General features: G+C 74.5%; 15 protein-coding genes and 1 riboswitch. Of the genes, 5 read left to right on the top strand and 10 right to left on the bottom strand.

All coding sequences use genetic code 11. From position 1 onward, the window contains the following. Positions 1–13: 13 nt before the first annotated feature. The 6 genes from ACIRBX_RS24135 to ACIRBX_RS24160 form a co-directional block, all read right to left on the bottom strand. Positions 14–895, bottom strand: coding sequence for a GNAT family N-acetyltransferase (locus ACIRBX_RS24135; protein ID WP_402299334.1), 882 nt, complete (start codon positions 893–895; stop codon positions 14–16). Positions 896–1089: 194 nt separating this feature from the next. Then, positions 1090–1866, bottom strand: coding sequence for an enoyl-CoA hydratase (locus tag ACIRBX_RS24140; RefSeq protein ID WP_402299336.1), 777 nt, complete (start codon positions 1864–1866; stop codon positions 1090–1092). Further along, complete coding sequence (mmsB, locus tag ACIRBX_RS24145) at positions 1863–2747, bottom strand: 3-hydroxyisobutyrate dehydrogenase (protein ID WP_402299338.1); 885 nt, start codon at positions 2745–2747, stop codon at positions 1863–1865. The genes ACIRBX_RS24140 and mmsB overlap by 4 nt, the downstream gene beginning before the upstream one ends. Next, positions 2744–3811 (bottom strand): enoyl-CoA hydratase/isomerase family protein, encoded by a 1068-nt coding sequence (locus ACIRBX_RS24150; RefSeq protein ID WP_402299340.1) that lies wholly within the window; start codon positions 3809–3811, stop codon positions 2744–2746. The genes mmsB and ACIRBX_RS24150 overlap by 4 nt, the downstream gene beginning before the upstream one ends. After that, complete coding sequence (locus tag ACIRBX_RS24155; protein WP_402299342.1) at positions 3811–4962, bottom strand: acyl-CoA dehydrogenase family protein; 1152 nt, start codon at positions 4960–4962, stop codon at positions 3811–3813. The genes ACIRBX_RS24150 and ACIRBX_RS24155 overlap by 1 nt, the downstream gene beginning before the upstream one ends. Further along, complete coding sequence (locus tag ACIRBX_RS24160; protein ID WP_402299344.1) at positions 4959–6458, bottom strand: CoA-acylating methylmalonate-semialdehyde dehydrogenase; 1500 nt, start codon at positions 6456–6458, stop codon at positions 4959–4961. The genes ACIRBX_RS24155 and ACIRBX_RS24160 overlap by 4 nt, the downstream gene beginning before the upstream one ends. Before the next feature lie 204 nt (positions 6459–6662). Then, positions 6663–6856, bottom strand: a riboswitch (cobalamin riboswitch). Positions 6857–7021: 165 nt separating this feature from the next. On the opposite strand from ACIRBX_RS24160, the gene ACIRBX_RS24165 reads away from it, so the two are divergent. After that, the gene (locus ACIRBX_RS24165) at positions 7022–7753 is read left to right on the top strand and encodes a hypothetical protein (protein ID WP_402299346.1); all 732 of its coding nucleotides are present in this window, start codon (positions 7022–7024) and stop codon (positions 7751–7753) included. Positions 7754–8174: 421 nt separating this feature from the next. On the opposite strand, the gene ACIRBX_RS24170 is transcribed toward ACIRBX_RS24165, so the two are convergent. Next, the gene (locus ACIRBX_RS24170) at positions 8175–10112 is read right to left on the bottom strand and encodes a BTAD domain-containing putative transcriptional regulator (RefSeq protein WP_402299348.1); all 1938 of its coding nucleotides are present in this window, start codon (positions 10110–10112) and stop codon (positions 8175–8177) included. A gap of 112 nt (positions 10113–10224) precedes the next feature. On the opposite strand from ACIRBX_RS24170, the gene ACIRBX_RS24175 reads away from it, so the two are divergent. Then, positions 10225–11100 carry an alpha/beta fold hydrolase gene (locus tag ACIRBX_RS24175; protein ID WP_402299350.1) on the top strand — a complete coding sequence of 292 codons (876 nt, stop codon included), beginning with the start codon at positions 10225–10227 and terminating at the stop codon, positions 11098–11100. A 20-nt stretch (positions 11101–11120) separates the two neighbouring features. Here the strand turns inward: ACIRBX_RS24175 and def are convergent, their stop codons facing one another. From def to ACIRBX_RS24190, 3 genes are all read right to left on the bottom strand, one after another. Further along, on the bottom strand, positions 11121–11777 hold the full coding sequence (def, locus tag ACIRBX_RS24180) for a peptide deformylase (protein ID WP_402299352.1): 657 nt from the start codon (positions 11775–11777) through the stop codon (positions 11121–11123). A gap of 552 nt (positions 11778–12329) precedes the next feature. After that, the gene (locus ACIRBX_RS24185; RefSeq protein ID WP_402299354.1) at positions 12330–13793 is read right to left on the bottom strand and encodes a PepSY-associated TM helix domain-containing protein; all 1464 of its coding nucleotides are present in this window, start codon (positions 13791–13793) and stop codon (positions 12330–12332) included. 119 nt (positions 13794–13912) lie between these two features. After that, positions 13913–14599, bottom strand: coding sequence for a hypothetical protein (locus tag ACIRBX_RS24190; protein ID WP_402299356.1), 687 nt, complete (start codon positions 14597–14599; stop codon positions 13913–13915). A 449-nt stretch (positions 14600–15048) separates the two neighbouring features. On the opposite strand from ACIRBX_RS24190, the gene ACIRBX_RS24195 reads away from it, so the two are divergent. The 3 genes from ACIRBX_RS24195 to ACIRBX_RS24205 are packed head-to-tail and all read left to right on the top strand — an operon-like array spanning position 15049 to position 17987. Then, the gene (locus ACIRBX_RS24195) at positions 15049–16113 is read left to right on the top strand and encodes an ABC transporter substrate-binding protein (RefSeq protein WP_402299358.1); all 1065 of its coding nucleotides are present in this window, start codon (positions 15049–15051) and stop codon (positions 16111–16113) included. Next, positions 16114–17214, top strand: coding sequence for a FecCD family ABC transporter permease (locus ACIRBX_RS24200; protein ID WP_402299360.1), 1101 nt, complete (start codon positions 16114–16116; stop codon positions 17212–17214). Beyond that, positions 17211–17987, top strand: a complete 777-nt coding sequence (locus ACIRBX_RS24205; RefSeq protein WP_402299362.1) for an ABC transporter ATP-binding protein — start codon at positions 17211–17213, stop codon at positions 17985–17987. The genes ACIRBX_RS24200 and ACIRBX_RS24205 overlap by 4 nt, the downstream gene beginning before the upstream one ends. Position 17988: the final 1 nt, after the last annotated feature.

A 17988-nucleotide genomic window follows, 5' to 3' on the forward strand; every position in this document is an offset into this window, starting at 1 on the left:
AGCGCACGGAGTCCTACAGGCTCAGCCGGTACTCGGTGGCGGTGTGGGTGGTCCGGTAGCCGAGCGCGTCGTTGACCCGGCGCATCGCGTGGTTCTCCTCGGCGGTGTCCGTCAGCAGACCGGCCAGGTCCGGGTGCCGCTCCCGCGCGGCGGCGATCGAGGCGAGCTTCATCCAGCGGGCCAACCCCCGTCCCCGATGCCGGGGTAGCACCCCCGTGCCGTAGTGCCGTCCCTCTCCCCCGCCATCGACCGGGCAGACCAGTTCGGTGAATCCGGCGACCGTGCCGTCGGACTCGTCCACGGCGGCGACCGTGTGCAGCCGCTCTCCCCGCCGGTCGATCGCGGCCACGGCGGTCTCCAAACGGTCGAGGTCCCAGACCATGGCCCCGGCCTCCTCGTCGCCGGTCGGTTGGTCGTCCATAGCCCCCAGGGCGGCCAGGTAGGCCGCCGCGAGGTCGTCCGGCACCAGCCCGTCCCAGGAGGTCAGCCGGTAACCGGGGTGCGGCTGTTGGATGCCGCCGGCGAGGCCGGCCGGATCGACCTCGGCCAGCTCCAGCCGGGTGTGCACGAAGCTCAGGACGGGGCTGAAGCCGTGGCCCTCGAGGAAGGCACCGCCCGGGGAGTCCGCCCGGACCCAGCCGACCAGGCTCCGGCGGTCGCTCTCCCGCGCGGCGGCGAGGGCCGCCGCCAGCAGCCGGGTGCCCACTCCACGGCGCCGCTCGGCGGGATGCACCCGGATGTCCAGGTGCGCCGAGTGGTCGAGGCCGGGCGCGGTGTGGACGACCAGCCCGGCGGACCCCAGCGGGTAGTCCTCCTCCCCGGTGGCCTGCCAGACCAGCCGGTACCCCGAGGCACGCGGTGCGGGATCGGTCAGCGGAGTGATGCGGAGGGTCAACTTCGGCTCCGGGCATGCCTGATGGGGCCGCGCCCGGCAGGGCTGCACGACGGCAGCGCTGCACGGCGGCACGGCGCCGGGCGGTGCCCGGCCCCGGGAGAGTACGGGGGCCGGGCACCCGGATGACAACGCATTAGGGACCGGTCGGCGGCTACCTGATCGTCGTCAGCGGTCCGTGACGGCTCGGCAGCCGCTCAGCGGTGCCGGAAGTCCGGCTCACGCTTCTCGGCGAAGGCGGCCATCCCCTCCTTCTGGTCCGCGGTGGCGAAGGTCGCGTGGAACAGCCGCCGTTCGAAGCGCACGCCCTCCGCCAGGGTGGTCTCGAAGGCGCGGTTGACGCTCTCCTTCATCATCACCGCCGCCGGGGCGGACATCGCCGCGATGGTCCCGGCCACCTCGACGGCCCGGTCGAGCAGTTCGGCGGCCGGGACCACCCGGGAGACCAGGCCCGCCCGCTCGGCCTCCTCCGCGTCGATGGTCCGGCCGGTCAGGCACAGGTCCATCGCCTTGGCCTTGCCGATCGCCCGGGTCAGCCGCTGCGAGCCGCCGATACCGGGGATCACGCCGAGCTTGATCTCCGGCTGGCCGAACTTCGCGGTGTCGGCCGCGATCAGGACGTCGCAGAGCATCGCCAACTCGCAGCCCCCGCCCAGCGCGTAGCCCGCCACCGCGGCCACCACCGGCTTGCGCAGCGCACCGAAGCGGTCCCAGGCGGCGAACCAGTCACCCAGGTAGGCGTCCACGAAGCCGAGCTGCTGCATCTCCTTGATGTCGGCCCCGGCCGCGAAGGCCCGGTCGGAGCCGGTGACCACCAAGGCACCGACCCCCGGATCGCGGTCCAGCTCGTGGGCCGCCGCGACCACGTCGTTCATCAGCTCGGTGTTGAGGGCGTTCAGCGCCTTCGGCCGGTCCAGGGTGATCAGCCCGACCCGGCCGCGCCGCTCGACCCGGATGGTGGTGTACTCGCTCATGCGTGCTCCCGCAGGGTGGTGATGATGGCGGAGAAGTCCAGGCCGGCGCCCGCCCGCTCCGCGAAGTCGGCGTACAACTCGGCGGCCCGACGGCCGAGTTCGGCCGGGACGGCACCGGCCTCGGCGGCGTCGGCGGCCAGCCCGAGGTCCTTCGCCATCAGGGCGGCGGCGAAGCCTGCCCGGTAGTCCCGGTTGGCCGGGCTGGCCGGCACGGGGCCGGGGACGGGGCAGTTGGTGGTGAGCGACCAGCACTGGCCGGAGGCGGTGGAGGCCACGTCGTAGAGGGCCTGGTGGCTCAGCCCCAGGCTCTCGCCGAGCACGAAGGCCTCGCTGACCGCGATCATCGAGATGCCGAGGATCATGTTGTTGCAGATCTTCGCGGCCTGTCCGGCGCCGGAGCCGCCGCAGTGCACGGCCCTGCGGCCCATCACGGCCAACAGCGGCTCCGCCTCGGCGAATTCGGCCTCCGCCGCACCGACCATGAAGGTCAGCGTGCCGGCCTCCGCGCCGGGCACCCCGCCGGAGACCGGGGCGTCGAGTGCCCGGTGCCCGGCGGTGCGGGCCAGGTCGGCGGCGATCCTGGCGTCGCCGACGGCGATGGTGGAGCAGTCCACGAACAGCGCGCCCTCCGGCGCGGCGGCGGTCAACTCCCGGTAGCTCTCCAGGACGTGGCGCCCCGAGGGCAGCATGGTGATGACCACCTCCGCCCCGGCCACCGCTTCGGCCGCCGAGGCGGCGATCAGCACGCCGTGTCCGGCCGCCGCCTCCAGGGCGGAGGCCGAGAGGTCGTACCCGGTCACGGTGTGCCCGGCCTTGACCAGGTTGGCGGCCATCGGGCCGCCCATGTTGCCCAGCCCGACGAATCCGATCCTGCGGGTCACCAGCGCTCCAGGGGTGTGGTGGGTGACAGGCCGAGCTCGCGCTCGCCCAGCGGGGCGAAGTGGCGCTCGACCTCCTGCTCGGTCACGGCCGCGAGGGCGGCCGGACTCCAGTGCGGGGTGCGGTCCTTGTCGATCACCTGAGCCCGGATGCCCTCGGCCAGGTCCGGGGTGGCCAGCGCGGCGCAGGAGGTCCGGAACTCCTGGTCCAGCACCGCCTCCAGCGGGCCGAGCGTGCGGGCCCGGCGCAGCGCGGCGAGCGCGACGGTGACGGCGGTGGGCGAGTGGGCCGCGATCCGCTCGGCCGCCTCCTTGGCCGCCGGATGGTCGCTCGCCAGCAGCCGGGCCAGCACCTGCGGCACGGTGTCGGCCGCGTAGCAGGCGTCGATCCAGCCGCGCTCCCCGGCCAGCGGTGCGGCGGGCGGCTCGGTGACGTGCCGCTCCAGTGCCTCGTGCACAGGCAGCCGCGCCAGGTCGGCCAGCAGGGCAGGCAGCCGGTCGGCGGGCACGAAGTGGTCGGCCAGCCCGCAGAGCAGGGCGTCGCCGGCGCCCACCGAGCCCGCCGTGAGGGCGAGATGGGTGCCCAGCTCGCCGGGGGCGAGGCCGAGCAGGTAGCTGCCGCCGACGTCCGGGACGAAGCCGATGCCGGTCTCCGGCATGGCGATCCTGGTCCGCTCGGTGACGATCCGTACGCTGCCGTGGGCCGAGACACCGACCCCGCCGCCCATCACGATGCCGTCCATCACGGCGACGTAGGGCTTCGGGTAGCGGGCGATCCGGGCGTTCAGCCGGTACTCCTCCCGCCAGAACTCCTCGGCGGCGAGCGGGTCCCCGCCGGTCGCGGCCCGGTGGATGGCGACGATGTCACCACCCGCGCAGAGGCCGCGCTCCCCCGCTCCGGTGATCACCACGGTGGCCACCGAGGCGTCGTGCTCCCAGGCGTCCAGGGCCGCCGCGACGGTCAGCACCATGCCGTGGGTGAGCGCGTTCAGCGCCTTCGGCCGGTTGAGCACGATCCGGCCCACCCGGCCGTCCCGTTCGAGCAGGACCTCTTCCCCGGTGGCCATCAGGCGGCTCCGGTCAGGCCGCGAGCGACGATGACGCGCATGATCTCGTTGGTCCCTTCCAGGATCTGGTGCACCCGCAGGTCGCGGACGATCTTCTCGATGCCGTACTCGGCCAGGTAGCCGTAGCCGCCGTGGAGTTGGAGCGCCTGGTTGGCCACCTCGAAGCCGGTGTCGGTGGCCAGTCGCTTGGCCATCGCGCACAGCCGGGTGGCCTCCGGGTCCCGCCGGTCCAGCGCGGCGGCGGCCCGCCAGAGCAGGGCCCGGGCCGCCTCCAACTCGGTGGCCATGTCGGCCAGTCGGAACTGCAACGCCTGGGCGTGCAGCAGCGGCGCACCGAACGCCTCGCGCCCGGCCAGGTGGGCGGTCGCGCGCTCCAGCGCGCTGCGGGCCCCGCCGAGCGAGCAGGCGGCGATGCCGAGCCGGCCGCCGTCCAGGCCCCGCATGGCGATCTTGAATCCCTCGCCCTCCGCCCCGAGCAGCCGGTCGGCGGGCAGCCGGACACCGTCCAGCACCACCTGCCGGGTGGGCTGGGCGTTCCAGCCCATCTTCCGCTCGTTCGGCCCGAACGACAGCCCGGCGTCCCCGAGTTCGACCACGAAGGCGGAGATGCCGGACGGGCCGGGGCCGCCGGTCCGGGCCAGCACCAGGTAGACCTGGGCGCTGCCCGCGCCGGAGATGAACTGCTTGACGCCGTCCAGCACCCAGTGGTCGCCGTCGCGCACCGCCCGGGTGGCGAGCGCGGCGGCGTCGGAGCCGGCGCCCGGCTCGGTCAGGCAGTAGCTGCCGAGCTGCTCGGCGGAGCAGAGGCCGGGCAGCCAGCGGGCCCGCTGCGGCTCGGTGCCGTGGCGGTCGATCATCCAGGCGACCATGTTGTGGATGGACAGGTAGGCGGCGATCGACGGGCAGCCGGTGGCCAGCGCCTCGAAGGCCACCACGCCGTCCAGCCTGGTGAGTTCGGAGCCGCCGACGTCCTCGCGGACGTAGACGCCGCCGAGCCCGAGCCCGGCCGCCTTGCGCAGCACGTCCACCGGGAAGTGCTTGGTGCGGTCCCACTCCTCGGCGTACGGGGCGAGGCAGTCGTCGGCGAAGCCGCGGACCGCGCGCGCGATGTCCAGCTGATCGGGGGTCAGGTCGTGCACGGCGGCGCTCATCCCATCGTCGGGATGGTGAAGCTGGCGCCGTCCTTGAGGCCGGAGGGCCAGCGCGAAGTCACCGTCCTGGTGCGGGTGTAGAAGCGGATCGAGTCCGGGCCGAACTGGTTGAGGTCGCCGAAGGCGGAGCGCTTCCAGCCGCCGAAGGTGTGGTAGCCGACGGGGACCGGGATCGGCACGTTGACGCCGACCATGCCGGTGTTCACCCGGCGGGTGAAGTCGCGGGCGGTGTCGCCGTCCCGGGTGAAGATGGCCACCCCGTTGCCGTACTCGTGCTCGCTGGGCAGCCGCAGGGCCTCCTCGTAGTCGGCCGCGCGCACCACCGAGAGCACCGGGCCGAAGATCTCCTCCCGGTGGATCCGCATCTCGGGGGTGACCCGGTCGAACAGCGAGGCGCCGAGGAAGAACCCGCCCTCGTGCCCCTCCAGGGTGAAGTCCCGTCCGTCCACCACGAGTTCGGCCCCCTCCCGGACGCCGAGGTCGATGTACTCGCGGACCCGGGCCAGCGCGTCCGGGCCGACCAGCGGACCGAAGTCGGCGGCCGGGTCGTCGGAGCGGCCGACCCGGAGGGTGGCGATCCGCTCGACCAGCCGGGCGACCAGCGCGTCGGCGGTCTCCTCGCCGACCGGCACGGCGACCGAGATGGCCATGCAGCGCTGGCCGGCCGAGCCGTACCCCGCGCCGATCAGGGCGTCCACCGCCTGGTCGAGGTCGGCGTCCGGCATCACCACCATGTGGTTCTTGGCGCCGCCGAAGCACTGGGCCCGCTTGCCGTGCGCACTGGCCGTCGTGTAGACGTGCTCGGCCACGGCGGTGGAGCCGACGAAGCCGACGGCCTCGATCCGGGGGTCGGTGAGCAGGACGTCCACGGCCTCCTTGTCGCCGTTCACCACGTTCAGCACGCCCGGCGGCAGCCCGGCCTCCAGGAACAGCTCGGCCAGCCGCAGCGGCACCGAGGGGTCGCGCTCGGAGGGCTTGAGGACGAAGGCGTTGCCGCAGGCCAGCGCCGGGGCGGCCTTCCAGAGCGGGATCATCGCGGGGAAGTTGAACGGGGTGATGCCGGCCACCACGCCGAGCGGCTGGCGCATCGAGTAGACGTCGATGCCGGTGCCCGCGTTGTCGGTGAACTCGCCCTTCAGCAGGTGCGGCACCCCGGCGGCGAACTCGACCACCTCCAGGCCGCGTTGGATGTCGCCCAGGGCGTCCGGCACGGTCTTGCCGTGCTCCGAGGAGAGCAGCCGGGCCAGCTCCTCCTTCTCCCGGTCGACGAGCTCCAGGAAGCGCAGCAGCACCCGGGCGCGGCGCTGCGGGTTCCAGGCCGCCCACTCGGGCTGGGCCTGGGCCGCGTCGGCGATCGCGGCCTCGGCCTCGGCGCGGCTCGCCAGCGGCACCCGGGCCTGGACCAGCCCGGTGTTGGGGTCGAGCACGTCGCCGGAGCGACCGGAGGTGCCGGGCACGCGCTTGCCGGCGACGAAGTGGGTCAGTTCACGGACCATCGGATTCCTGCTCTCGTCTGGGATGGCGGAGAGGAGGAGTGGAGGTCACGGCGGAGCGCCCGGGCGCACGGTGGTGCGCGCGGGAGCGTACGGCCGTGACGAGCCGTCAGGAGCGCGGGTGCGTCCCGGTGGTCGGCACGGGACGGCCGGGTGGGGTGTGCGTGGAGCAGCCCGGAGTCATGCGTGTCGTCTCCATCCTCGTGGAAAACACGAACCATCCGTGGCCGGTATCCTGACTCCCGGATCACCGCCCGTCCTCGGGCCTTCCCGGCTGGCTGCCAGTGGCCGTACGTCGTACGAGGACGGACTCCCCGGTCACAGTGGCGGGACCGCGCCGGAATCGCACCGGCTTCCCTGACACCACGGACCTGCCGACGACCATATAGTCGGACGTCCTAGTAAGTCCAGGGGGCCCGCCCCGGAGGGTGACGGCGTGTCAGCTCGGCTCACGCTCGGGCGGCCGCGCGAACGGCCAGGCGGGTGGGCGGGCCCGGGGGTGCCCGGCCGGGGCCGTTCGAATAATTCACCGGAGCGGCTCGGGGATTGCTGGTAGCTTCCGTGACGTGCCGAAGCTGAATCAGATCATCGCCGTCGAAAAGGGCGTCAAGTCCAAGTCCTTCCAGGAGTTGACGCAGGCCCACCACGACCTGCAGAAGCCGGCCCTGCTGGCCGGCATCGCCCGGACCTACCAGCCGAAGGACGAGGAGGGCGAGCAGCTGCCGCCCGAGTCGACCCGGGTGCAGGTGAAGGCCGAGGACGTGCTGCGCAGCACCGCCGCGACGCTGACCCGGCTGTTCGACGTGACCGCCACCAAGGACTGGGCGAACCGGACGGCCGCCGCCGACGTGGTGGTGGACGGCACCGTCCTGCTGGCCGCCGTCCCCGTGCCGTACCTGCTCTTCCTGGAGAAGCAGCTCACCGACCTCCACACCTTCGTCCGCAAGCTGCCGGTGCTGGACGCCGCCGAGTCGTGGAACCTCGACCCGTCGACGGACTCCTGGAAGACCGACGCGGTGCGCACCATCCGCACCAAGAAGGTGCCGCGCAACCACGTCAAGGCCGAGGCCACCGAGAAGCACCCGGCCCAGGTCGAGGTGTACTACGAGGACGTCCCGGTCGGCTACTGGACGACCGTGAAGTTCTCCGGCGCCCTGCCGGCCCGCCGGGTCAACGAACTGACGGAGCGTCTGGAGAAGCTCCAGCAGGCCGTCAAGTACGCCCGCGAGGAGGCCAACAACACCGAGGTCACCGACGAGCGGATCGGCGACGCGGTGTTCGGCTACCTGTTCCGGTAGCCCCACGATCGCCCCCCGTGCGAGCGGGGGGTGCGCTGAAGAGCGCAAGCTGAAACTGATGTTGAAGCTGACCACGGGATGACAGTGGGGGTTCGACTCCCTCCCCCGGCACCACACGGGCCGGGGTAGCCCAAGCAGGCAGAGGCACGTCCCATGAATCTCAGATTCTCGCTCCAGTCTCAGTATTCGCCGCCGATCACCGGATCGACCGGGAGCGGACGATCATCGACGGATGCGGGTTCAAGTCCCGCCTGCGCCTCTGCCCGTGGCGCGGTAGTTCAACGGCAGAACACGTCGATCTCAGAATGATCCGCCCCCTTCAACGTGCCGGTGTGCGCAATTGGGTGGCATCGCAGGGGCCCGGGAGCTGGATACGTTCCCGGGTCCCGTCACGTTCCGGCCCGTCGTGCCGGGTGCCCCCTCACCTCGGGCCTGCGTAGGCCCGTGCCTCCGCGAGGTACCGCGCCACCGGGCCCAGCGTGAGCATCCCGCTGGCGGCACCGGCGTGTTCGGCCCGGGCGTCGTGCAGGGCGGTCGCGGCGCGGGCTGCGGTGCCGCGCTCACCGAGGCGCACGGCGGCGCGGGCGGTCAGGCACCACAGGGCCTCCTGCAGGTGGTCGCGCGGTGGTGCGGGAGCCGAGGCGAGGGCGGCCCGCGCCTCCTCGACCCGGTCGTGGGCGAGCAGCACCAGCGGGCGTGCCCAGGGCCGGTAGGGGCCCCAGTCGAGGTGCGGGTCGGTGGGCGCGGGCCGGTCGTGCAGCAGGCGCAGCCCCAGCAGGGCGAGGGGGAACAGGCCACGGTGCAGGCCCGGCATCCCGGCGGTCCGGAGGGCCTCCTCGGCCGCGCGGTAGTGGGCCGCGGCCGTGGCGGCGGTCGGCCCGCCGGGCTCGGTACTGCGGGCGGCCGTGACCCGGGCCCGGAACCACTGGGTGAGGACCAGGACCAGCGGCGCCTCGGTGGTGGCGGCGAGCCGTTCGGCGGCCTCGGCGTGCGAGGCGGCGGCGTCGAGGTCGCCGAGGGCCGAGGCGGACTGCAGGCGGACCAGCAGGCCGAGCACGGCGGAGTTCGGCAACTCGTGCCGGGTGCCGAGGCCGAGGATCTCGGCACCGATCCCGTCCCGCACGGCCGCCAGCCCGGGGCGGTGGAAGGACTGCAGGAACACACCGTCGAGAGCGAACGCCAGCAGGGCCGGATCGTTCAAGTCCCTCGCGAGAGACTCGGCTTGACGTGCCGCCAGCCGCGCACGCGTCAGCTCGTCCTCGGACGCGTGCGCGCTGCGGCTCTCGACCGCGACCGTGGCCAGCAGGCGGGCCCGGAGGTCGGCGGGGCCGTCCGGACCGAGACCGGCGAGCGTGCGCTCGGCAGCGGCGACCACGGCGCGGGACTGCTCGGGGTCGTCGGCGCGGCTCCAGACGGCGGGCACGTCGTAGGCGCCGATGATCCGGGCGGTCAGGGTGAGGTCGCCCGTGCGTTCGGCCGCCTCGACGGCGGCGAGCCGATCGCGCCGTGACCGGACCAGGGCGTCGCCTCCCGCCAGTGCGAGCGTGCGGGCCAGGTCGACGGTGGTGCGCGGGCCGAGCCGGACGGCCGGGCCGGTCCATCCGGTACGGGCGCCTTCGAGGGGTGCCGCCCCGTTGAGGATCTCCGTCTCCAGACGCTGGAGGTCGGCACCCGGGTCGAGCCCCAGCCGGTCGACGAGCATCGTGCGGGCCCGGCGGAGGGTGGCCAGTGCGTCGGCCTGACGACCCGCGAGGTGCAGCGCGCGGGCGAGCAGCCCCCAGGCCGGCTCCCGCCACGGGTGTTCGGCGACGTGGGCCCCCAGGTCGGCGACCAGCGCGGCCCCGTCCCCGGTGTCGAGGAGGAGGCGGGCGCGCAGCTCCACCGCCTCCAGGCGCAGCTCCTCCAGGCGGGTCCGCTCGCGCCCCACCCATGCGGAGTCGGGCAGATCGGCGTAGGCGGGCCCGCGCCAGTCCGCGAGTGCCGTGCCGAGGTCCGCCACCGCGCCCGGGTCGCGCCGTGCCCGGGCCAGGGTGTCCTCGAACCGGTGCGCGTCCACGTCCTCCCGCGACAGGCGCAGCAGGTAGCCGGGACCTTCGGTGAGCAGGACGCGCGGTGGATCACGGGGCGGCCGGTCCGGTTCGAGGGCCCGGCGCAGCGCGGCGACGAAGGTGCGCAGGGCACCGACGGCGCGGGTCGGCGGGTCGGTCCACAGGCCCGCGACCAGGGCGTCGGTGGTGACCATCCGCCCCTCCGCGGCGACCAGCCGGGCGAGCACCTCGCGGTGGCGCGGGCCGCCCAGGTCGACGGGGCTGCCGTCGTCGTGGCCGGCCCGCACGGCACCGAGGACGTCGATTCGCATGCCGCCATCCTCCGTGCCGGGGGTCGCCCTCGGCCAACCGTACTGATCGGCTGCTGATCGGCGTCGCCCAGGCTGGTCGGGTCGGTCCCCCTCGTTCGGAAGGTTCCTCACGATGCTCACCGTTCCCGGTTTCGATCTCGTCCGCCTGCCCGGTGCGGACGGCGTGGAGCTGGCTGCCGCCGTCGGCGGAAGCGGCAGCCCGGTCGTGCTGCTGCACGGCTTCCCGCAGACGCACCTGATGTGGCGACACCTCGCCGCGCGGCTCGCCCGCGAGCACCTGGTGATCTGCCCCGACCTGCGGGGCTACGGAGCCAGCGACAAGCCGGCGGCCACCGGCCCGGAGGTCTACGCCAAGCGCACCATGGCCGCCGACGTGGTGAGCCTGGCGGCGGCGCTCGGCCACCAGCGCTTCGCCCTCGTCGGCCACGACCGGGGAGCCCTGGTCGCGTTCCGGGCGGGATTGGATCATCCCGAGGCCATCACGCACCTGGGCCTCCTCGACGTCGTGCCGACGCTCGACATGTGGAGGGTCCTGCACGGCACCTCGGCGGCCGTCGGCTACCACCTCTACCTGATGGCGCAGCCACCGGGCCTGCCGGAGACGATGATCGCCAACAGCGCGGACGCGTTCTTCGGCTCCTTCCTCGACGCCTGGGCCGACGACCCGTCAGCCATGCCGGACGAGGTGCGGGCCGAGTACCTGCGGGCGAGCGCCGCGGCCGTGACCTCGATCGTCGCCGACTTCCGCGCCTCGGCGGAGATCGACGTCCGGCACGACCGGGCGGACCTGGACGCCGGGTCGCAGCTGGCCATGCCCGTGACGGTCGTCCAGCAGGACTGGGGCGCGCAGCTGGGCTTCGACGCCGCCGGGGTGTGGCGGGCCTGGGCGCCGGACCTCGACCACCGGCTCACCCGTGCGGGGCATTTCATGGCCGAGGAGGCACCCGACGAGATCGGGGCGGCCGTCCGGGACCTGCTGGCCCGCTGAGCCGCTCCGTCCCGGCGGGCTCAGACCTGCGGCAGGCCGAGCTGCTCGGCCCGGGTGACCCGGGCGGCGAGCACCTGCTCACGCTGCTCCGCCATCTCGGCCAGCACGGCACGGCGGTCGCGCTTGCCGAGGCGGTCGATGTAGAGCATGCCGTTCAGATGGTCGGTCTCGTGCTGGAGGCAGCGGGCGAAGTAGCCGGTGCCCTCCAGCACCAGCGGCCGGCCGTGGATGTCGGTGCCGCGCGCCACCGTCCGCTCCGGGCGGCCCAGTTCGCGGCGCGGGCCGGGCACCGAGAGGCAGCCCTCGGTGGCGTCGGCCAGGCGGCGGTCCTCGGTCGGCGGGTCGAGCACCGGGTTGACCAGGTGGCCGACGTGGCGGACGCCGTCGTCGTCCTTGCAGTCGTAGACGAACAGGCGCAGGTCCACGTCGGCCTGGTTCGCCGCCAGGCCGACCCCGGCAGCGGCGTACATGGTGGCGAACATGTCGTCCACCAGCCGGGCGAGTTCGGGGGTCCCGTACTCCTCCACCGTCCGGCAGGGACGGTGCAGCACCTCCTCGCCGACCTCGGTGATCCGCAGCACCCGGCCCCGAGCGGCCTCGGGGGCGCGGTCGGGGTAGCTGTCAACGGGCTCGCCGAGCAGGCGGACCCGGCGGTCGGTGGCGGGGGTCGAGGTCACGGCGGAGGCCTTTCGGACTGGTGGCGGCCCGCCGGGAGTCGGCGGCGGGATCGGCAGGCGTCGATCGTATCGACACCGGCCCCGCACCGACCGCACGGGCGGGGGAGCTCGTGGGCTCCCCCGCCCGTCGGCGACGCACGGCCGTGGCCTACGGCCGAGGCGCCCGGTGAAGGCACCCAGCCGAACGGCCGCCGAACCCTCCGGCCGAACCGGGCAGTTGGACCACCCGGCCGGATGTCCGTCGGACGCGCGGTGCCTCCACCAGGCCCGGCTCCCGGCCGATGCGGCGCCCCGGGGCGCACCGCCCCGATCGGGCGACAGGTGCAGCCCTCGGGGTCGGTCCGCCGTGTCAGCCTCCGGCTCCCTCCGCCGGGCCGGCCCCTCGCTCCGGGCCCCCGTGGCAGCCACCGCTGACGCCCACCGTGGCAGCCTCGACGTCGGTCAGCCGGATCAGCCCTTCGCGTCGGACCGCCGTGGCAGCCTCCGCGTCGGCCGGCCGGATCAGCCCTTCGCCTCGGACTGCCGTGGCAGCCTCCGCGTCGGCCGGCCGGATCAGCTCGCCGCGCTGCGGCCCCGCACCAGGCCGGTGGCCACGTCGACCACCAGGAAGGCGGCCAGCGTCACGCCGAGCACCGGCAGCGCCCAACCGAGCGCGACCGTCAGCGGGATGCCGACGATCAGCGCGGTCAGCGGCAGCCGCCGCCAGACGCCGCGCGCCGGGGCCTTGCCGAAGCGGGCGGAGCGGTCGGTGCGGGTGGGGCGGCGCTGCCACCACATCCGGTAGCCAAGCACCGAGATGACGGTCAGTCCGATCGCCAGCGCGGCCAGCGCCAGCTGGTTGGCCAGGCCGAACAGCCGACCCATGTGGCCCTGGACGCCGAGCTTGGAGAGCTTCGCCAGCACCGGGTACTCGGACCACTTCAGGTGCGCGGTGACGGTGCCGGTCGCGGCGCCGACCGGCACGTCCACGGCCACCCGGTCGTAGCGGACCGGCCAGGTGTTGTCGGCCTGCGCCACCGTCCACGCCTTGCCCGGCCCGGCGGGCGGGGCCAGGGTGACCGGGCCGTCGAGCCCCGCCCCACGGGCGGCAGCCAGCGCGGCCTGGAAGGCGGCCGGGTCCGGGTCGGCCCCGGCCCCGGCCGCGCCGCCGCCGTGCTCGGCGTGGTCACCGGCCGGGGCGTCGGCAGCCGGGGGCACGGTGCCGGGCAGGGTGGCGTCCAGCTTCGGGGCCCGGGCCCCGGTGGCGTCCAGCAACTGGCCGAACCGGTCGCCCGCGTACTGCGACCAGGTCAGCCCGGTGGCCGAGAGGGCGAGCAGCCCAAGTGCCAGCCAGACGCCCGTGGCGGCGTGCCGACTGCGGGTGCGGCGCACGCCCTTGGCGGCCCGCTCCGGCAGCAGCACCCCGCGCGCACCGGCGGCGCGCTGCCCCCGGGCCCGGGAGAGCCAGAGCACCAGCCCGCCGAGGACCACCACCCAGAGCCAGCTGGCGGCGGTCTCCGAGTACAGCCGGCCGAACTCGCCGAGGTGCAGGTTGCGGTGCAGGTCGTCCAGCCAGGTGCTGAGCGGGGTGGAGCCGAACCAGGTGACCAGATCGCCCTTGACCTGGGCGGTGTACGGGTCCACGTACACGGTGAGCTGCTTCTCGCCGAGGTCGGGGAGTTCGAGCACCACCTGGGTGGTGTCCTCCGGCCCGGCGGGGGTGATCACCGAGGCCAGGGTGCCCTGCGGGTAGGCCTCGCGGGCGGCGGCTATCTGCTCGGCGATCGGGCGGACGGTGCCACCGGGCTGATCGACCGTCAGCGAGCTCTGGTAGATCAGCCGGTCGAGCTGGGGGGTGAAGGTGTAGAGCAGACCGGTGACGGCCGCGACGATCAGGAACGGCGCGATCAGGATGCCGGCGTAGAAGTGCAGCCGGGCCAGCAGCGGTCTGAGTTCGCGCCAGGAGCGCGCGGGCGTGGGGCCTTCCGCCTCCGGGGAGGAGGCGTCGGACGGCCGCTGTTCGGTTGTCGAAGACATGGTGATGTGTCCCCTGGGGTCGCGCACCCGCTACGGCGGGCGCGGTCAGGCGTCGGATGGGGTGCACGGGCCGCCCGCGCGCGTGACGCGGGTGGCCGGGCCCGACGCCCGAGGGGACGTCAGGCCCGGGCGGGCGGCGGCCCCCGACGGGGCAGGGAACGGGCGAGCAGCACCCCGAGGGCGGGGCGGGTGGGCTCGGACCGGACCGGCCGGGGCGGCACGGGGAGCGCGGGTACGGCGAACAGCGCCACGAGCAGCGGGAGCCGGGGCGCGGCCAGCAGGGTGACCAGGCGGCGCACGAGCCGGCTCCCGTGGAGCAGCGCCGCTGCGCTGGTGAGCGTCGCGACCGCGTGCCAGGCCGCCATCGAGCCGTGCATCGCGTGCACGGCCGCCCCGGCGGCACCGGCCCCGGCCATGCCCGGCATGTCATGCATCCCCGGCATGCCGGCCATGCCGGTCATCCCCGCCATTCCTGCCATGCCCGCCATGCCCAGGTCGTGACTCGTCCCGTCCGGCATGGTCATGGTCATGGTCGCGGTGTGCGGGGCCAGTCGGTGGAAGCTCTCGTGCAGGGCGAGTTGGAGCACCGCGAGGACCACGACGGCCGTCTCGAAGCGGCGGCGCACCCCCGCGCCCGCCAGCACCGCACCCGGCACCGAGAGCACGGCGAGCATCAGGAGCAGCAGGCCGGGGCGGGGCAGGGCTCCCCCGGCGGCGGCGTGTGCCGCTGCGGCCGGAAGCAGGCAGGCCAGCCCGCCGAGCAGGCTCCAGCCGGCCCGCTCCCCCCAGCCGACCGGTCTGCGCACCGGCACAAGGTACCGGGTCCCCGCCCACGGTCCTCGCACCCGACCCGGGGTGCGAGCGGGTGACCTGCCGCCGGAGGGTTCGCCAGGTGTACGGAGCAGAGCGGCAGTTGGGGTGCGCCGAGGGATCGCGGGGAGCAGCGCGAGGGCTTCCGTGGCGTCCGTCACAGCACTGCTCACCCCCTCCCAAATCGCCCGAGCCACACGAATCGGTCACACCGGCATGGCACCGGGAGGACGCCCCGCCCCGGCCGCAGTGAGGGTGCGTCAGTAGTACCAGAGCCCGGGGCCGGGCGAAATCCCCGCAGCGGACGCTCCGTACCGGAACTCCCGCACCGAACGCCCCCACCGAAAGCACCGCACCGGCCGGAACTTTCCCGCCCGCCGGTCCGACTACCGGTGCCCGGGGTCCGGTCCGACCGGCCCCGCATCCGTAGCCTCTGGGAGAGTCCATGCGTCCTCGTCCGCTGTTCGGCCTGGCGGTCGCCACCGCCCTGCTCGTCACCGGCTGCTCCGGCGGCGCCGACGGGGCTGCCAAGTCCACCGACACGAAGGCGAGTTCGGACCCTGCGGCGTTCCCGGTCACCGTGGCGGACTGCGCGGGCCGGGAGACGGTCTTCGACGCCGCACCGCAGCGGATCGTCGCGAGCAACGCGTCCAGCCTGGAGATGCTGCTCCGACTCGGGGCGGGCGACCGGGTGATAGGCACCGGCTTCCCGCCCGGCAAGGGCACCCTGCCCCCCGAGATCGCCGAGGCCGGCGCCAAGGTCCCGGTCCTCGGGGCCATGGTGATCCCCAAGGAGAAGCTGCTCGGCTCCGGTGCCGACCTCTACGTGGACACCTTCGGCGAGATGGGCGGCATGGGGGTGACCCCGAGCGACCAGGAGTACCGGGCTGCCGGGATCAAGCGGGCCTTCCTGCGCTCGACCGCGTGCGCGGCGACGGCGACCGGGCCGGTGCAGGACCTGGTCGGCGTCCAGAGTGACATCCGCAGCCTCGGCCGGGTCACCGGCACGGCGGCCAGGGCGGAGGCGCTGGTGGCGGAGATGGAGCAGAAGACCGGCGCGGTGCGGACGGCGCTGAGCGGCCTGGCGGCCGACCGGCGGCCGGGCTACTTCTTCTTCGACTTCGACGCGGGCACCAAGCAGCCGATGGCGGTGGGCAACCGGCAGGTGGCCAACGGCGTGATCACCCTGGCCGGTGCGCGCAACGTGTTCGCCGACGTGGACGCCGACTTCAGGCCGGTCTCCTGGGAGGAGGTGGTGGCCCGGGACCCGGACTGGATCCAGCTCGGGGTGCGCAACCGGGGCAGCGAGGCCGAGACCCGCGCGGCGTACGAGGAGGCGGAGAAGTTCCTCCGGGAGTTCCCGGCGACCAGGGACCTCAAGGCGGTCCGGGGCGGGCACTTCGTCCGGGTGGGCTCCGAGCTGACCACCATCGCCGGCACCCGCAACGCCGACACCGTCCGGCAGATCGCCGCCGCCGTCCACCCGGACCTGGTCAAGGACGCCCGCTAGATGACCCGCAGCCCCGTGACCACCGACCCACCGGTCGGCTCGGCGGCCGGATCACCAGCCCGGCCACCGACCGCCCCGACCGCCGCCCGGACCGAGCTGGTCGCCGTCGTCCTGCTGCTCGCCCTGCCGGCGGCCCTGACCCTGGCCGTCTCGCTCGGGGCGGTGGACGTACCCGTCCGCGAGGTCTGGACGGTGGTCGGCCACCGGCTCACCGGCGCGGCGCCGGAGACCGGCACCCGTGACCTGATCGTCTGGCAACTCCGCGCCCCACGAGCCCTGTTGGCCGCGATCGTGGGGGCGGGACTCGGGCTGGTGGGTACCGCCGTGCAGGCCCTGGTCCGCAATCCGCTGGCCGATCCCTACCTGCTCGGGGTCTCCTCCGGCGCCTCGCTCGGCGCGGTCGCCGTCATCGTGCTCGGCGCGGGCACCGCGCTCGCCTCCGGCCCCGGCGTCTCGGCCGCCGCCTTCGCCGGGGCGCTCGGCTCCTTCGCCCTGGTCTGGGCGACGGCCAGGCGCGGTGGCGGCTTCGCCCCGATGCGGCTGGTGCTGGCGGGAGTGGCGATCGGTCAGTTCCTCTCCGGCTTCACCAGCTTCCTGGTGCTCCAGGCCGGTGACGAGCAGCGGACCAGGGGCGTGCTGTTCTGGCTGATGGGCAGCCTCGGCGCCGCCACCTGGGACCAACTCGCCCTTCCCGCAGCAGCCGTGGCCCTCGGCGGGCTCGCGCTCCAGGGCCGGGCCCGGCAGCTGAACGCCCTGCTGATGGGCGACGAGACGGCAGCCGGACTCGGCGTCGACACGGCCCGGCTGCGCCGCGAACTGTTCGCCGTCACCAGCCTGCTGACGGGGGTGCTGGTGGCGGTCTCGGGCGCCATCGGCTTCGTCGGCCTGCTGGTGCCGCACGTCTGCCGGCTGGTGGTGGGCGGCGACCACCGTCGGCTGCTGCCGCTCTCCGCCCTCACCGGGGCGGTCCTGCTGGTGGTCGTCGACACCGTCGCCCGGACCGCCCTGGACACCCAGGAGCTGCCGATCGGCGTGGTCACGGCCGTGGTCGGCGCACCCGTCCTGCTGTACCTGCTGGACCGGCGTCTGGAGCGCGGATGAAGGTCACCATCGAGGAGGTCACCGTCGCGCTCGGCGGCCGTGACGTCCTGTCGGGTGTCGGACTGATCGCCGCCGAGGGCGAGATCGCGGGCCTGGTCGGCCCGAACGGCAGCGGCAAGTCCACCCTGCTGCGCACCGTCTACCGGCACCTCGGCCCCCGGGCCGGGCGGGTGCTGCTGGCGGGCCGGGACGTCCGGACGCTGGCCCCGGCCGAAGCGGCCCGGCAGGTGGCCGCGCTGCCGCAGGAGCGGGGCTCGGACTTCGAGTTCACCGTGCACGAGGTGGTCGCGATGGGCCGCACCCCCTACAAGCGCGCCTTCGCCCGGGACGACGACCTCGACCGCGCGGCGGTGGCCGACGCACTGGCCCGGGTCGGTCTGCTCCCGCAGGCCGGGCGCCGGTTCACCGACCTGTCCGGCGGGGAGCGCCAACGGGCCCTGCTGGCAAGGGCTTTCGCCCAACAGCCGGAGGTGCTGGTGCTGGACGAGCCGACGAATCACCTGGACGTCCGGCACCAGGTCGAGCTGCTCGCGCTGCTCCGGGCCGAGCGCCGCACCACCCTGATCTCGCTGCACGACCTGAACGCCGCCGCCTCGCTCTGCGACCGGCTGCACGTGCTGCACCAGGGGGCGGTGGTGGCCTCCGGCCCGCCCCGGGAGGTGCTCACCAGCGAGCTGCTGGCGGAGGTCTTCGGCGTCCGGGCCGCCGTGCTGGAGCACCCGCTGACGGGCGATCCGCTGATCGCCTTCGACCACCGGGGCGCAGCCGGCTGAG

Source organism: Kitasatospora sp. NPDC096147 (genome assembly GCF_044763225.1).
In the GTDB taxonomy this organism is placed as follows: domain Bacteria; phylum Actinomycetota; class Actinomycetes; order Streptomycetales; family Streptomycetaceae; genus Kitasatospora.

Excerpts from the sequence above, each read along its gene's own strand:
- ACIRBX_RS24160 (WP_402299344.1), bottom strand. The coding sequence starts at position 6,458 with ATGGTCCGTGAACTGACCCACTTCGTCGCCGGCAAGCGCGTGCCCGGC.
- ACIRBX_RS24150 (WP_402299340.1), bottom strand. The coding sequence starts at position 3,811 with ATGGCCACCGGGGAAGAGGTCCTGCTCGAACGGGACGGCCGGGTGGGC.
- ACIRBX_RS24170 (WP_402299348.1), bottom strand. The coding sequence starts at position 10,112 with ATGCGAATCGACGTCCTCGGTGCCGTGCGGGCCGGCCACGACGACGGC.
- ACIRBX_RS24175 (WP_402299350.1), top strand. The coding sequence starts at position 10,225 with ATGCTCACCGTTCCCGGTTTCGATCTCGTCCGCCTGCCCGGTGCGGAC.
- ACIRBX_RS24185 (WP_402299354.1), bottom strand. The coding sequence starts at position 13,793 with ATGTCTTCGACAACCGAACAGCGGCCGTCCGACGCCTCCTCCCCGGAG.
- ACIRBX_RS24140 (WP_402299336.1), bottom strand. The coding sequence starts at position 1,866 with ATGAGCGAGTACACCACCATCCGGGTCGAGCGGCGCGGCCGGGTCGGG.
- ACIRBX_RS24195 (WP_402299358.1), top strand. The coding sequence starts at position 15,049 with ATGCGTCCTCGTCCGCTGTTCGGCCTGGCGGTCGCCACCGCCCTGCTC.
- ACIRBX_RS24200 (WP_402299360.1), top strand. The coding sequence starts at position 16,114 with ATGACCCGCAGCCCCGTGACCACCGACCCACCGGTCGGCTCGGCGGCC.
- ACIRBX_RS24155 (WP_402299342.1), bottom strand. The coding sequence starts at position 4,962 with ATGAGCGCCGCCGTGCACGACCTGACCCCCGATCAGCTGGACATCGCG.
- ACIRBX_RS24205 (WP_402299362.1), top strand. The coding sequence starts at position 17,211 with ATGAAGGTCACCATCGAGGAGGTCACCGTCGCGCTCGGCGGCCGTGAC.